The sequence below is a fragment of the Rhodococcus sp. IEGM 1305 genome (assembly GCF_030058635.1).
GTDB classification, from domain to species: Bacteria; Actinomycetota; Actinomycetes; order Mycobacteriales; family Mycobacteriaceae; genus Rhodococcus_F; species Rhodococcus_F opacus_D.
In genome coordinates, this window is the sequence record NZ_JASHKX010000026.1 from 49697 (window position 1) to 64180 (window position 14484).

Sequence of the window (14484 nt, forward strand, 5' to 3'; positions counted from 1 at the left end):
CGGCCCTGTCCCAGCCGACTATTCTGATATCCCGTGATTACCCGCCTGTCCCACCTGTTCCTCCGCACTCTGCGCGACGACCCCGCCGACGCCGAGGTCCCCAGCCACAAGCTGCTGGTCCGCGCCGGTTACGTGCGTCGCATCGCGCCCGGCGTCTACTCGTGGTTGCCGCTGGGTCTGCGCGTGCTGCGTGAGGTCGAGCGGGTGGTGCGGGAAGAGATGAACGGCATCGGTGCCCAGGAGATCTCCCTGCCCGCGCTCCTGCCGCGCGAACCGTACGAGGCGTCCAACCGCTGGACCGAGTACGGCGACGGACTGTTCCGCCTGAAGGACCGCAAGGGCGGCGACTACCTGCTCGGCCCCACCCACGAGGAACTGTTCGCGCTCACCGTCAAGGGCGAGTACAACTCGTACAAGGATTTCCCGGTCACCCTGTACCAGGTGCAGACCAAGTACCGTGACGAGGAGCGCCCGCGGGCCGGCATTCTCCGCGGCCGCGAGTTCGTCATGAAGGACTCGTACTCCTTCGACCTCACCGACGAGGGACTCACCGAGTCGTACCGGGCGCACCGCGACGCCTACGAGCGGATCTTCAGCCGGCTCGGCGTGAAGTACGTGATCGTGTCGGCGACGTCCGGTGCGATGGGTGGTAGCGCGTCGGAGGAGTTCCTCGCCGAGAGCGAGATCGGTGAGGACACCTACGTCCGCTGCCTCGAGTCGGGCTACGCCGCCAACGTCGAGGCCGTGAAGACGCTGGCTCCCGAGCCGGTGCCGTTCGACGGTCTGCCCGCCGCGAAGGTGCACGACACTCCGGACACCCCCACGATTGCGACGCTCGTCGACTGGGCGAACGGCGCCGATCTGGGCTGGACCGTCACCGCCGCGGACACCCTGAAGAACATCCTGGTCAAGACCCGGCAGCCCGGTGGGAAGTGGGAACTGCTCGGCATCGGTGTTCCCGGCGACCGCGAGGTGGACGACAAGCGTCTCGGTGCTTCCCTCGAGCCCGCGGAGTTCGAGTTGCTCACCGAGGCCGACTTCGCGGCCAACCCCTTCCTGGTCAAGGGCTACATCGGACCGAAGGCGCTGCAAGCCAACGGTGTTCGTTACCTCGTCGACCCGCGGATCGTCGACGGCACCAGCTGGATCACCGGAGCCGACGAGCCGGGCAAGCACGTGGTGGGGCTCGTCGCGGGCCGCGACTTCACCCCGGACGGCACCATCGAGGCCGCCGAGGTTCGCGACGGCGACCCGTCACCCGACGGAGCCGGTGCGCTCGTCGCGGCCCGGGGCATCGAGATCGGTCACGTCTTCCAGCTCGGCCGCAAGTACACCGACGTGTTCTCCGTGGACGTGCTCGGCGAGAACGGCAAGCCCGTCCGCCCGACCATGGGCTCCTACGGGGTGGGCGTCTCCCGCCTCGTCGCGGTGATCGCGGAACAGCATCACGACGAGAAGGGTCTCCGCTGGCCGGCGGAGGTGTCGCCCGCGGACGTGCACGTGGTGATCGCCAACAAGGACGAGACCGCCCGGGAAGGCGCCGAGGGGCTCGCCGCCGAACTCGACAAGGCCGGTCTCGAGGTGATCCTCGACGATCGCAAGGCGTCACCTGGCGTGAAGTTCAAGGACTCCGAACTGCTCGGTGTCCCGCTCGTCGTGGTCGTCGGCCGCGGCTGGGGCGAGGGCAAGGTGGAGGTCCGCGACCGCTTCACCGGCGAGAGCCGCGAGGTGGCCGCCGAGTCCGCGCTGAGCGAGATCGTCAACGCTGTCAGGGGCTGATCAAACCGCCCCACGCCTTTCGTCCGGACTGTTAGCTTGGCCTGACACGTCCGGACGAAAGGCTTGCTGTGACGAATTCCCTGCTGTTCGATCCGACCTCCTACGATCCCGAGCATTTCGATCCGGAGACGCGCAGACTGCTGCGGGCGCTGATCGAGTGGTTCGAGTCGCGGGGCAAGAAGCGGCTGCTCGAGGACGATCTCGAGGCCGTGTGGCCCGACGACTTCCTGGAGTTCGTGAAACGGGAGAAGCTGTTCGCGAAGTTCCTCACACCTGCCGACCTGGCGGGCGGCGACCCGGACAAGCGCTGGGACGCCGCACGCAACGCCGCCCTCAGTGAAATCTTCGGTTTCTACGGTCTGGCGTACTGGTACGCGTGGCAGGTGACCATCCTGGGTCTCGGCCCCATCTGGATGAGCGGGAACCGTGCCGCGAAGGAACGGGCGGCGACGCTCCTCGACGACGGTGGGGTGCTGGCGTTCGGGCTGTCGGAGAAAGAACACGGCGCGGACGTCTACTCGACGGACATGCTGCTGACCCGTGCGGAGAACGACCCGGGTCTCGCGTTCACCGCGAGCGGCGACAAGTACTACATCGGCAACGGCAACGTCGCGGGGATGGTGTCGGTGTTCGGCAGGCGCACCGATGTGGAGGGCAGCGACGGGTACGTCTTCTTCGTCGCGGACAGTCGCCACCCGGCATACCACCTGCAGGGCAATGTGGTGCACGGCCAGATGTACGTCAGCACGTTCCGACTCGAGGACTACCCGGTGCGGGAAGAAGACATTCTCCACACGGGGGTCGCCGCGTTCGAGGCGGCACTGAACACGGTCAACGTCGGCAAGTTCAACCTGTGCACGGGCTCCATCGGGATCTCCGAGCATGCGTTCTACGAGTCGATCACTCACGCGCACAACAGGATTCTGTACGGCAACCCCGTCACCGATTTCGCGCACGTGCGTGGAAACTTCGTCGACGCCTACAGCCGGCTGATCGCGATGAAGCTGTTCAGCGCGCGCTCCGTCGACTACTTCCGCAGCGCGAGTCTCGACGACCGCCGGTACCTGCTGTTCAATCCGATGACGAAGGCGAAGGTCACCTCTGAAGGGGAGAAGGTGATCGCGCTCCTGCACGACGTGATCGCGGCGAAGGGCTACGAGAAGAACACCTACTTCCGCGAGGCCGCCCAGTTGATCGGCACTCTGCCGAAGCTCGAGGGCACGGTGCACGTCAACGTCGGCCTCATCCTCAAGTTCATGCCGAACTACCTGCTCAACCCGGCCGAGTACCCGGAGATCGGCACCCGGCTCGACGCCGCCGACGATGCCTTCTTCTGGGCGCAGGGCCCGACCCGCGGCGCCGGCAGGATTCAGTTCCACGACTGGACGAAGACCTACGAGGCGCACTCGGACGTCCCCAACGTGGCCCGGTTCCACGAGCAGGCGACCGCGCTGAGGGAACTGCTCACCACCGCCCCGCCCGACGCGGCCCAGCAGAAGGATCTCGACTTCCTGCTCGACCTCGGGCACCTGTTCTCGCTCGTGGTCTACGGGCACCTGATTCTCGAGCAGGCCGCGATCGCCGGTATCGACCGTGATCTGATCGACCAGATCTTCGACTTCCAGATCCGCGATTTCTCCGGGTATGCCGTTGCGCTGCACGGTAAATCGTCCGCCACCGAGGCGCAGCAGAAGTGGGCACTCGGTGCGATTCGCCGTCCCGTGGTGGACGCGGAGCGGTTCGCGCGGGTGTGGGCACAGGTGGAGAACTACGACGGCGCCTACGAAATGCGGCCGTAGACAGGGCTCTACGGGGGTGGGGTGGCGTCATCCCTCGGGGTGCCGGTTGCGCCCCCTGGGGTACCTGTTCCGGTGGGTGCGATCGGCGCATTCTTATGTGGCAAGCAAAACCCCACCCCCACAGAAAGATCCACACATGGCACACACCCTCAAGCGCACCCTTTCCGCTCTCGCCATCGCGGGCTTCGCTCTCACAGCAGGAGCGGGAATCGCCTCGGCTGATCCGGGTGGCAACGGCGGCACGGCGCCGGGCGGCACCTCGCAGGGCGGTAACGGTGGCACCTCTCAGGGCGGCGCCGGCGGCGCCGGCGGCAACGGTTCCGGTGGGAACGTCGTCCTCGGCGGTCCGGTTATCGGCAGCCCGGGCACGACCACCGGACCCCAGAACGCGGGCAACGGCGGCAATGGTGGCAACGGTGGCAACGCCGGGGATGCCAACGGAGGGAACGCCGGGGATGCGAATGGTGGCGCCGCAAACGGAGGCGCAGGTGCGGGCGACACGACGACCACGGAAAACACCGAGAACTGCGGATTCGTCTTCTGCTGGTGACCGAGTCGTGATCGCTCGATCTTGCTGAACAGCCCGAGGGGCCGTCACCGCCAGGTGCCGGCCCCTCGGCGCCACACCTGTACCGCCTTCCCGCCTCCCCGGCACCACGCACTGTGAAAGGTTCTTCCCATGTCGACGTCCTTCGGCTTCTCCACTGTCCTCACACGCACGGGTGCCACCGTCGCGGCCGCGTTCTTCGTCCTCGCGGCGGGCGCCGGCATCGCGTCGGCGGCCCCGGACGTCCCGTCCGATGACCCTTCCGTCAGTACCGTTGCCCCCGGACAGAACGCCCAGGGCGGCAATGTCGACATCGGCGGCCCGCATGTCGGGCCGATCGCCGTGGACGGCATCAAGGCCGGCCCAGGCGGAGCGAATGTCGGCGGCTACGACTTCGGCGGCGGCCAGGGGCAACTCTGGGGGTGACGGGATTCGCACCCCAGGGTGCCTGGTAGCGCCGGCCCGGGCGCCGCATTCTGAACTGGCAGTAGAGAATACCCTCCAGTCGCGAGCGGACCGGACAGGTCGATTCGTCGCGGCGAGGACCCCGGAACCGGAACTCACGAGGCGAAGAATCCGGGGTCCTCTCGAACTGGCACTCTCGGGTGCCGAGTGCTAAATTAGCGATGCACAGTGAATCTGGCTGCCCGTCGGGGTGGCGGGCGCCTCGAGTGATGTGGGAGGTGTGTTGCTGTGCTTCGCTTCGATCCTTTCAACGACCTCGAATCCATGACCAAGAGTCTGCTCGGCACGGAAACCGGAACCGCACGGGTCCCGCGATTCATGCCGATGGATCTGTACAAGGTCGACGACCACTACGTCCTGCACGCCGACCTGCCGGGCGTCGATCCGGGTTCCGTCGACGTCAGTGTCGACAACGGCACGCTCACCCTGACGGCTCATCGCAGCGCGCCGTCCGAGGAGAACGTGCAATGGATCGCGTCCGAGCGGTTCAGCGGAACGTTCCGGCGCCAGCTGTCGCTCGGCGACGGCGTCGACCCGGACCGCATCTCGGCGTCCTACGAGAACGGTGTCCTGAGCGTGACCATCCCGCTCGCCGAACGGGCGAAGCCGCGGCGGATCGAGGTCTCCAGCCTCGGAACCGGCGAGCATCGCACGATCGAGGCGGGTCCCGCGAGCGAGACGGACTGACGCTGCAGCGGAACATCTGCTGTGTCGAAGCCCCCTCGACGAGGGGGCTTCGGCGTGCCCACGTCCACCCACCCCAGGGGTGGAAAGGGCAACACCTCCGGGTGCACCGGCCACCACTGGGGGTCCTGGTCGGGTCGGACCGTGCGCGGCACAGTAGAGAGAACAAGCAAGAACGTAACGCTTCACCAGCCGCGAGCGAAGAAACCGAGGAGGCCATCATGACGAACACCCCGGTTGCACACGAGCACGAGGGCCGGCGCCTCACGGTCAGGACCGACGACGGGATCGCACTCGCGGTTCGCGAGTTCGGTTCGCCCGACGCAGCCACCACAGTGGTGTTCGTTCACGGTCACTGCCTGCGCACCGAGTCCTGGTGGGCGCTGCGCAAGCAGCTGGTCCGCTTCTGGCGCAACGACGTTCGCATGGTCTTCTACGATCACCGCGGACACGGCGAGTCCGGGGAGGCGCCGGCAGCCACCTACACGATCGATCAGCTCGGCCGCGACCTCGGCTCCGTGCTCGATGCCGTCGCACCGCATGGCCCGGTCGTCCTCGTCGGGCACTCGATGGGCGGAATGACCGCGCTGTCCTACACCCGGCAGAACCCGCACACGATCGGTTCGCGGATCGTCGGCATGGCCCTGATCTCCACCGCGGCGTGCGATCTCGCCGAGGCCGGTCTCGGACGGCACCTGCGGAGCCCCGCGGTGTCGCTGTTCCGCACCGCGGTGCGCCGGGCACCCCGGGTCGTGCACGGATCGAAGCGCGTGGGACGCACCGTCTGCACGGCGATCGCCCGTGCGGCAGGCGCCCGCAACCGGGTCGTCGATCCTCGCCTGGCGGCGCTGGTCGCGGCCATGGCCAACACCACGTCCGTCGTCACCATGTCGAGCTTCCTCGAATCCCTGCTCGGGTTCGACGAGCGGCATTCCCTCGCCGCGCTGGCTCACATTCCGTCGCTGATCCTGTGCGGCTCGGTGGACATGCTCACCCCGCTCCAGCATTCCGTCGCGATGGCCTCGAAGCTCCCCGCCTCGGAACTCGTGAGCGTCGACGGGGCCGGCCACTCGGTGATCCTCGAACGCGCCGCCGACGTCGCACTCGCGATCATCGGCCTCGTCGAGCGAATCGCACACGGTGAGACTGCCGCTTTCGACCGCGAACTGATGGCCGTCGGCTGATCAGAGATCGCGCTCGTTGATGATGCCGCTGCGCATGGCCCGTTCGGCCAGGCTGACCCGCTTCTGATTCTGCGGGAGATCGCCGACGCCGAACTTCGCGAACAACGCCCGGAGGTGAGTCTTGATAGCGTCGACACTGAGAAACAGTTCCTGGGCGATCTGCTGATTCGACGCCGGATTCGCGAACGCGGCGCCGTGCTTGTACGGCCGGCACAGTGCCGTGAGGACCGCCCGCTGGGTGTCGGTGAGGGACCGGACATCGGGCATGTCGGTGCCCATCCGGGTGGCCTCGTCGAGAGAGCCGCCGAATTCCAGGTACCGGATCTTCGTTCCCCCGATGCGGATGCTGTCGCCCTGGCGGAGCCGCCGACGCCCCGCGAGACGCTCGCCGTTGACGAAGGTGCCGTTGCGGGAGAGCCCGTCGTCGAGGATGGTCCAGTGCGAGCCGACGCATTCGAGGACGGCATGGAGACGTGAGACTTCGTCGTCCTCGGTGAGGAGCAGATCGGAACCGGGCGACCGTCCGATCGTGACGCGCGCGGAAGTGGGGGAGAGGTCCACGGTGTGGTGGTGACCCTCCCGGTCGGAATAACTCAGTCGAGACTCAACGGCTCGGTCCACGGCGACACCCCTTCGGCACGCTTCCATCGTGCCCCGCCGCGTGTCCTCTGAGCAAGATCAAGAGCGGAAATCGCCGATCACGGATCAGTTCTCGGAGCCCGCGGCGTCCAGGGTACTGCCGAACGCGCACACGGCGAGCTCCTCGAGCGCCGGATCCTGCCCGGCATGCTCGGGTACCTGCATGGCGAGCAGGGTGTTGAGGAGCATTCCGTTGGCGATGAAGATGCGCGCCCGTTCCGGGCTGCACCCGGTGCGCGTGCGGATCTGCGTGTAGAGCCGGGACATCCAGTCGCGGGCCAGCGCGCCGATCTCCGGGTTCGCGCCGGAGGTGAAGCCGTGCATCATCACGAGCAGGAGGTCGCGGTCCTCGAGCAGTTCGGCGTACGCGATGCCCATCGGGAGCCACGACTCGTCGTTCTCCGGGGCGGCGGCGACATCGTCGAAGTACGGCTCGAAGGTGTCCATGATCCGACGCATCGCGCGGTCGAAGACGTCGGCGAACAGCCGCGACTTCGAACCGAACATGCGCACCACGTAGGGCTGGGACACGCCCGCCTCGCGTGCGACGGCGTCGGTGCTGGTGCCGTGATAGCCGTCCCTGGCGAACGCGCGGGAGGCGGCGGCCAGGACGAGTTCGCGACGTTCGGTCGCGCTCATGCGGGTCTGTTTCACGGGCGATGCCATGTTGACATGTTATCAGTCGATTACTAGTCTTCGAAATAAGTAATCATCTGATGCTTACAACTTCCTTCTTCCCGTACTCACGACTCGGATACGAGGACCCGTCATGACGACACTCTCCGAACGCCTGGAACACCAATCGGCGGCGCCTCCCTCGGGACGGGGCCACGGCCGGCTGGTGCCGGTATGGCTGGCGATCGTCGCCGCCTCGATACCGATGTTCATGGCCACACTCGACAATCTGGTGATGACCAGCGCCCTGCCGGTGATCCAGCGCGACCTCGGGGCGTCGGTGGGGCAGTTGCAGTGGTTCATGAACGCGTACACGCTCGCCTTCGCGACGTTGATGCTGACGCTGTCTGCGCTGGGGGACCGCCTCGGCCGTCGCCGTGTATTCCTCTGGGGCATAGTGCTCTTCGCGCTGGCCTCGATTGCATCGGCGCTGTCGACCACCTCCGAGATGCTGATCGCCGCGCGCGCCGTCCAGGGCGTCGGCGCGGCCGCGATCATGCCGCTCTCCCTCACCCTGCTGGCCGGTGCCGTGCCGCTCGCCAAGCGCGCCCTCGCCATCGGGATCTGGGGCGGCGTCTCCGGACTGGGCGTCGCGCTCGGCCCCGTGGTCGGCGGCGCCGTCGTCGACGGGGTGTCGTGGCAGGCCGTGTTCTGGATCAACGTTCCTGTCGCAGCGGTCGCGATTCCGTTGGCGCTGTACGCGCTCGGCGAGTCGAAGGGAAAGCGGCAGCCGCTGGACCCGCTCGGCGTCGTCCTGGCCGGAGCCGCCGTGTTCCTCGGAGTCTGGGGCATCGTGCACGGCAACGACGACGGCTGGACCAGCGCCACGGTGCTCGGTGCTCTCGTCGCATCGGCGGTGTTGCTCGCGGCGTTCGTGGTGCGCGAGTTGCGCACACCCTTCCCCGTGATGCCGCTGCGACTGTTCCGGTCCCGGCAGTTCTCCCTGGCCAACGTCATCGGGCTGACGTTCACGCTGGGAATGATGGGCGCCGTCTTCCTCCTGTCGCAGTACCTCCAGATCGTCATGGGGTACTCCCCGTTCGAGGCCGGCCTGCGAACCTTGCCGTGGACCGCCGCACCCATGCTGGTGGCGCCGATCGCAGGCCTGCTTGCGCCACGGCTGGGTGTCCGGACCCTCCTCGTCACCGGACTGGTCCTGCAGGGGTTGTCGCTGCTGTGGATGGCGTCGCTCGTCGTCCCCGGCGCCACGTACGGCAGCATGATTCCGGCGTTCGTGATGGCGGGCGCAGGGATGGGTCTGACGTTCGCCCCCAACGCGACCGCCGTCCTCGCCGACATGCCCGAGGCCGACCACGGCACGGCCAGTTCGACCAACGCGACACTCCGTGAGATCGGAGTCGCGCTGGGGATCGCGCTGCTGACCGCGGTGTTCCTCGGTGCGGGCGGCAGCCTGACGCCGACGGGATACGTCGACGCCCTCGCACCCGCTCTGTACGTGGGAGCCGGATTCGTGGCGGTCGCGGTCGTCGCCGCGGCCCTCATGCCGGGACGATCCAAGGCCGTCCTGGCGTCGACGTGACCGTGGTGGGGGTCAGTCCTGCCAGCCCGGCCGGACCAGCCCCCACTCGTACGCCATGACCACCAGTTGCGTGCGGTCGCGGGCGCCGAGTTTCAACAGAATTCGGCTGACGTGGGTGCGGGCGGTGGCGGGGCTCAGGAACAACCGTGAGCCGATCTCGGCGTTGGTGAGTCCCTCGGCGATCAGGATCATCACCTCGCGTTCGCGGTCGGTCAGGTCGTCGAGACGGGTGCGCTGCGGCGGCCGTTTGGCGTGGGTCGCGAACTCCGCGAACAGCTTCCGCGTCACCGACGGTGACAGCAGGGCGTCCCCGCCCGCCACCACGCGGACCGCCCGCACCAGTTCGGCGGGTTCGGTGTGTTTGACGAGGAAACCCGTTGCTCCCGCGCGCATCGCCTCGAACACGTACTCGTCCAGTTCGAACGTGGTGAGCACCACCACCCGCACGCCGGACAGCGCGGGATCGGCGGCGATACGCCGGGTCGCCTCCAGCCCGTCGAGCACCGGCATCCGGATGTCCATGAGGACGACATCGGGGACCAGCGAGCGAGTCAGGCTCACCGCCTGCTCACCGTTCTCGGCCTGACCGGCCACGGTGACATCGGCCTGCGCGTCGAGCAGGGCGGCGAACCCCGCCCGCACGAGGGCCTGGTCGTCGGCGACGAGCACGCGAATCGTCATGTCCGGCCCGCCGTGTCCCCGCCGAAGGGGAGCGTCGCCTGCACCCGGAAGCCGCCGACCGGTCCGATCCCGGCGGTCAGCTCACCACCCAGAGCGCGTGCGCGTTCCCGCATGCCGGGGATGCCGTTCCCGCCGCCACCGGTGGCCGTGCCGACGGGACCCCGGCCGTCGTCGTCGATCCGGACGCGGACGAACGTGGGCGCGTACGACACGGTCACGTCGGCCGACGAGCTCCCGGAATGGCGGGCCACGTTGGTCAGCGACTCCTGGACGATCCGCGCCGCAGCCACGTCGACCACGGCCGGCAGCGGCCTCGGTGCGCCTTCGACGACGGTCGTCACCGCGAGGCCCGCGGCACGGGCGCGCTCGACCACACCGTCCAGGTCCCCGAGCCCGGCGGTGGGCGCGATCGGCGGGTGGTCCTCGCCGCCCCGCAGCGATGCCAGCAGCGCATGGACGTCGCCGATCGCGTCGCGGCTCGCGACCTTGATCGCGGACAGCGCCTCCTGCGACTGTTCAGGTCTGCTGTCCCACAGCTCGAGTGCGACCGACGCCTGCACGTTGATCATCGAGAGGCTGTGTGCCAGAACGTCGTGCAGTTCGCGGGCGATCGCGAGCCGCTCCTCGCTGGCCCGTCGACGCTGCTCGTCCAGGACGCTGCGCCTCGCCGCCTCGGCGCGTTGCCTGCGGGCGTCGAGCGTCCCGCGGCGCTGACGGATGATCTCGGCGGCGGCGAGGAGCACCAGCAGCCACGCGGCGATGCCGGTGAGGGCGGCGAGTGACGGCGCCTCGGCAGACGACACGGCGGGCACGGCGAAGACGATCAGGGCGTAGCCGATCGCGAGAACCGGATAGGTGAGCCATCGGGATCCGGCCGTCGCGGCGCCGAGAAACGCGACGACGAGCGACAGGAAGACCGGGCCGTACCCGTATCCCCGCGCGACGTAGAGGACCGTGACGGCCAGGACGACGAACAGGACCGCGACAGGACGCCGTCGCCGGAAGACCAGCGCGACCGGACCGCACACCAGCAACACGAAGCCGGCGGCGTCCAACGGCTCCGCCCACGACTGGTTGTGGTTGGCGCCGATACTGCCGACCACCTGCACGATCGCGACGCCCAGGGCGATCAGGAGGTCCCGCGGGGCGATCGACGTGTCCCTCCGGTCAGTGCGCACCACCCGAACGTAGACCCGATCCGGCGAGCCTGTCATCGTCCGCGACGCGTACACGAGAAGACGCGCGCAGACGGATGTGCGCGACTCGCGCCGAGCCGACGCTGGAGGCATGACTTCCGACATCGTGGTCACCGACAGGTTGACCAAACGCTACGGCGAACACACGGCGGTCGACGCCGTCAGCCTGACCGTGCGGGCAGGGGAGGTGTACGGGTTCCTCGGACCGAACGGCGCAGGCAAGACCACCACGCTGCGCATGCTCACCGGTCTGGTCCGGCCGACCTCCGGGAGCGCGACACTCTTCGGGCGTCCACCCGGGGACAGCGCGGTGGCGGTGCGCACCGGCGTCCTGATCGAGGGACCCGGCTTCTTCCCCTACCTGTCCGGTCGCGACAACCTGCGGGTGCTGAGCAGATACCGCCGACTGCCGGACGACGCGGCGGAATCCGCGCTGCACCGGGTGGGGCTGCGCGAGCGGGGACACGACCGTTTCCGCACCTACTCGCTCGGGATGAAGCAGCGGCTCGGTGTCGCGGCCGCACTCCTCGGCGAACCCGATCTGCTGATCCTCGACGAACCCACCAACGGTCTCGACCCGGCCGGCATGGCCGAGATGCGGGAACTGATAGTCGAACTCGCGCACTCCGGGCATTCGGTGCTGCTCTCCAGCCACATGCTCAGCGAGGTCCAGGAGATCTGCGACCGCGTCGGGGTGATCTCGCGCGGGGAGTTGATCGCACAGTCCACCGTGGCCGAACTACGGGGAGACACCAGCCTGCTGGTGCGAGCCGATCCGAGGGAACGAGCGGCAGCGGTGCTCGCGGAACTACTGGGACACGACGTCGTCGACACGGTGGGCGACGCCCTCACACTTGCGGTGTCGCCGGACCTGGCGCCGAAGGTGGCCCGTGTTCTCGTCGACGCGGGAATCGACGTGCACGAACTGGCCCGGCGGGAACGATCGCTCGAGGACGTCTTCTTCGACCTGACGTCGGACGTCACCGCCGGCGACCACACGAGCAACGATGCGAGGAGAGTGTCATGAACGCTGTGATCGCCAGCACGCGGGCCGAGCTTCTGCGACTACGGAAATGGCCGTCGATGTGGGTGCTGCTCGCCGCGTGGATCGTGCTCAACCTGGTCTTCGTCTATATGTTCAACTACATTACGTTCGCGACCGGCGGCACCACCGACATGGCGTCGTCCGCACCCCCGGACGTGCTGCTCGCGCAGATGCTGCCCTCGGCGGTGCCCCAGGTGTTCACCCAGGGCATGGCCATGTTCGGGGGCGCACTGATGCTCATCCTCGGCGCCCTCACCATCGGCAGCGGCTACGGGTGGGGGACGTGGAAGACCGTATTCACCCAGGGACCTCCACGATCGGCCGCGCTCACCGGAACCCTGCTCGCTCTGCTGATCGTGGTGATCGGACTCGTTCTCACGGTGGCGGCCGTCGATCTCGGGGTGGCTTCGGTCATCGCCGTGGTCGAATCGGAGTCGGCGAGTCTTCCTGCCGCGGATGCGATGCTGAAGGCGCTCGCCTCCGGGGTGCTCATCCTCGGGATGTGGACCGCCGCCGGTGTCCTCGTCGGCGCTCTCGCACGGGGGCCGGCGTTGTCGGTCGGTCTCGGACTGGTGTGGGTGCTGGTGGTCGAAAACCTCCTCCGCGGGGTCGCGGCCGTCCTCGACCCCGTGTCGGTGGTGACGGACTTCCTGCCCGGCACCGCCGCGGGCTCGCTCGCCGGATCGCTCCGAGACTTCGGCGGTGACACCACCCCCGGTGTCCTGAACATCCTCGACGGAGGCACGTCCGTGGTTCTCCTGGCCGGGTACGTCGCCGCGTCCGCGCTGGGAACGGTCTGGCTCGTCCGCCGGCGCGACGTGAACTGACCGCGCGAGGCGGCGGCTCAGAACAGCGGGCCGCCGCCGAACGGTTCCCGGTGTGAGGGAGGGGTCCGGCCCTGGGTGTCGGTGATGCCGTATTCGACGGCCAGCTCCGCCGTGACGAAGGTGTGGCCGCTGCGCTGAGGAAGGGTCGGGTCCGCGGTCAGGGCGCAGATCACCTCGCCGATGAACTCGGGGGACTCGGCGTCCGCGACGGGAAAGCCGGCGATGGTCTCGAGGCCGCTGGCGACGATCATCTCCGTCCGGACGATGCCCGGCCACAGCGAGACCGCGCGCACGTCGTGCGGAGCCAGCTCCGCCGCCATGTCGCTGGCCATCTTGTCCAGCCCGGCCTTGGACATGCCGTACAGCACCGAGTGCAGATGCCCGCGGGTCCCGAACGACGAGATGTTCGCGATCAACCCGGAGCGGCGGGGCACCATCATCCGCGCAGCCTCCACGGACGCGACGTAATGGGCGCGCAGTCCGACACCGATCAGCGAGTCCCAGTCGTCCAGCGGCCGCTCCCAGAACGGCGTGCTGAACCCGCCGAATCCCTTGGGCGCCGCCCACACGTTGTTGACCAGCAGGTCGAGTCGGCCGGCCTGCTCCTCCGAGATCCGGGCGAACAGCGCACGCACATCTGCGTCTTCGCGGTGATCGCAGGCCACCGCGATGCCGGTCCCACCGGCACCGGTGACCGTTCGCGCCGACACCGACAGCGGGCTGTCGTCCGTCACCGGGCCGCGCCCGGTGACGTAGACGGTCCACCCGGCGGCTCCCAGCGCCGTCGCCACACCCTTGCCGACGCCGCGGCTCCCCCCGGTGACCAGGGCTACCCCGGCGCTCACTGGACGACCACCGTGTCCTGGGTGAGCGGGCGGGTGATCGACCATCGAGTGGTGAAGTGGCATCGTGACATTCGCCAGCCGCCGTCCTCGAGACGGTAAGCGTCGTCGTACTCGCCGGAGGACACGGTCTCCGTCCCCTTCAGCAGATCGACCTGGCGGAACTTCAGCGTCCACGCGCCCGACGCCTCGGTGTTGCTGTGCATCACGATGTCCGGATGGAAGCCGTGGTGCATGTCGAGGATCACGTGCTTGCCGTCCACTTCGTGGAGCGCGATCCTGCGGAAGATGTCCGTGAGCCGGTCGGCGTCGTCGAACCGGCCGAGCGGACCGAAGTCGATCGACGCCCCGGTCGAGACGAAGCAGGCACGGAACGCGTCCGGATCCTTGCCGTCGCACGCTCGCCAGTAGCGGTACTTGAGCGCCTTGATCGCGTCGATCCGCTCCAGGTCCGCCAGACGCTGCTCCACCGAGCGTTCGTCCACGCCGCCGTCCTCCCGTTGCCGTTCACCGTGTCGGGAGAGACGCTAGGCCGGGAACGCGCCGCGTGGATGCAGAATCCCGGTGGGCGGGAACCTGCG

Annotated in this window: 15 protein-coding genes; 9 read left to right on the forward strand and 6 right to left on the reverse strand. The window is 68.3% G+C overall.

Annotated features, from left to right (window positions below; translation table 11 throughout):
• Positions 1 to 33: 33 nt before the first annotated feature.
• The 6 genes from QM693_RS27160 (at position 34) to QM693_RS27185 (ending at position 6458) form a co-directional block, all read left to right on the forward strand.
• Complete coding sequence (locus QM693_RS27160; protein ID WP_283334758.1) at positions 34 to 1779, forward strand: proline--tRNA ligase; 1746 nt, start codon at positions 34 to 36, stop codon at positions 1777 to 1779.
• 68 nt (positions 1780 to 1847) lie between these two features.
• The gene (locus QM693_RS27165) at positions 1848 to 3578 is read left to right on the forward strand and encodes an acyl-CoA dehydrogenase family protein (protein ID WP_283353847.1); all 1731 of its coding nucleotides are present in this window, start codon (positions 1848 to 1850) and stop codon (positions 3576 to 3578) included.
• Between the two features lie 136 nt (positions 3579 to 3714).
• Entirely contained in the window at positions 3715 to 4128 is a 414-nt protein-coding gene (locus tag QM693_RS27170) for a hypothetical protein (protein WP_105419312.1), read from the forward strand.
• A gap of 129 nt (positions 4129 to 4257) precedes the next feature.
• Positions 4258 to 4551 (forward strand): hypothetical protein, encoded by a 294-nt coding sequence (locus QM693_RS27175; protein ID WP_105419310.1) that lies wholly within the window; start codon positions 4258 to 4260, stop codon positions 4549 to 4551.
• Positions 4552 to 4818: 267 nt separating this feature from the next.
• On the forward strand, positions 4819 to 5277 hold the full coding sequence (locus QM693_RS27180) for an Hsp20/alpha crystallin family protein (protein WP_280784632.1): 459 nt from the start codon (positions 4819 to 4821) through the stop codon (positions 5275 to 5277).
• Between the two features lie 218 nt (positions 5278 to 5495).
• The gene (locus QM693_RS27185; RefSeq protein ID WP_280784633.1) at positions 5496 to 6458 is read left to right on the forward strand and encodes an alpha/beta fold hydrolase; all 963 of its coding nucleotides are present in this window, start codon (positions 5496 to 5498) and stop codon (positions 6456 to 6458) included.
• Here the strand turns inward: QM693_RS27185 and QM693_RS27190 are convergent, their stop codons facing one another.
• Together QM693_RS27190 and QM693_RS27195 are read right to left on the reverse strand one after the other, a co-directional pair.
• Positions 6459 to 7106 (reverse strand): FHA domain-containing protein, encoded by a 648-nt coding sequence (locus QM693_RS27190; protein ID WP_011598466.1) that lies wholly within the window; start codon positions 7104 to 7106, stop codon positions 6459 to 6461.
• Between the two features lie 57 nt (positions 7107 to 7163).
• Positions 7164 to 7763 (reverse strand): TetR/AcrR family transcriptional regulator, encoded by a 600-nt coding sequence (locus tag QM693_RS27195; protein ID WP_280784634.1) that lies wholly within the window; start codon positions 7761 to 7763, stop codon positions 7164 to 7166.
• Between the two features lie 103 nt (positions 7764 to 7866).
• On the opposite strand from QM693_RS27195, the gene QM693_RS27200 reads away from it, so the two are divergent.
• Positions 7867 to 9312 (forward strand): DHA2 family efflux MFS transporter permease subunit, encoded by a 1446-nt coding sequence (locus tag QM693_RS27200; protein WP_283334755.1) that lies wholly within the window; start codon positions 7867 to 7869, stop codon positions 9310 to 9312.
• A 12-nt stretch (positions 9313 to 9324) separates the two neighbouring features.
• Here the strand turns inward: QM693_RS27200 and QM693_RS27205 are convergent, their stop codons facing one another.
• Together QM693_RS27205 and QM693_RS27210 are read right to left on the reverse strand one after the other, a co-directional pair.
• The gene (locus QM693_RS27205; protein ID WP_283353848.1) at positions 9325 to 9993 is read right to left on the reverse strand and encodes a response regulator transcription factor; all 669 of its coding nucleotides are present in this window, start codon (positions 9991 to 9993) and stop codon (positions 9325 to 9327) included.
• Positions 9990 to 11171: a sensor histidine kinase gene (locus tag QM693_RS27210; protein ID WP_283334754.1), complete on the reverse strand. Its 1182-nt coding sequence runs from the start codon at positions 11169 to 11171 to the stop codon at positions 9990 to 9992. The genes QM693_RS27205 and QM693_RS27210 overlap by 4 nt, the downstream gene beginning before the upstream one ends.
• A gap of 109 nt (positions 11172 to 11280) precedes the next feature.
• Here QM693_RS27210 and QM693_RS27215 point away from each other — a divergent pair, with 109 nt between their 5' ends.
• Positions 11281 to 12216 (forward strand): ABC transporter ATP-binding protein, encoded by a 936-nt coding sequence (locus tag QM693_RS27215; RefSeq protein WP_280784638.1) that lies wholly within the window; start codon positions 11281 to 11283, stop codon positions 12214 to 12216.
• On the forward strand, positions 12213 to 13061 hold the full coding sequence (locus QM693_RS27220) for an ABC-2 transporter permease (RefSeq protein ID WP_283353849.1): 849 nt from the start codon (positions 12213 to 12215) through the stop codon (positions 13059 to 13061). The genes QM693_RS27215 and QM693_RS27220 overlap by 4 nt, the downstream gene beginning before the upstream one ends.
• Positions 13062 to 13078: 17 nt before the next feature.
• Here the strand turns inward: QM693_RS27220 and QM693_RS27225 are convergent, their stop codons facing one another.
• Positions 13079 to 13906 (reverse strand): SDR family NAD(P)-dependent oxidoreductase, encoded by an 828-nt coding sequence (locus QM693_RS27225; RefSeq protein WP_283334751.1) that lies wholly within the window; start codon positions 13904 to 13906, stop codon positions 13079 to 13081.
• Positions 13903 to 14388, reverse strand: coding sequence for a nuclear transport factor 2 family protein (locus QM693_RS27230; protein ID WP_283334750.1), 486 nt, complete (start codon positions 14386 to 14388; stop codon positions 13903 to 13905). Before QM693_RS27230 ends, QM693_RS27225 begins: the two co-directional genes overlap by 4 nt.
• Positions 14389 to 14484: the final 96 nt, after the last annotated feature.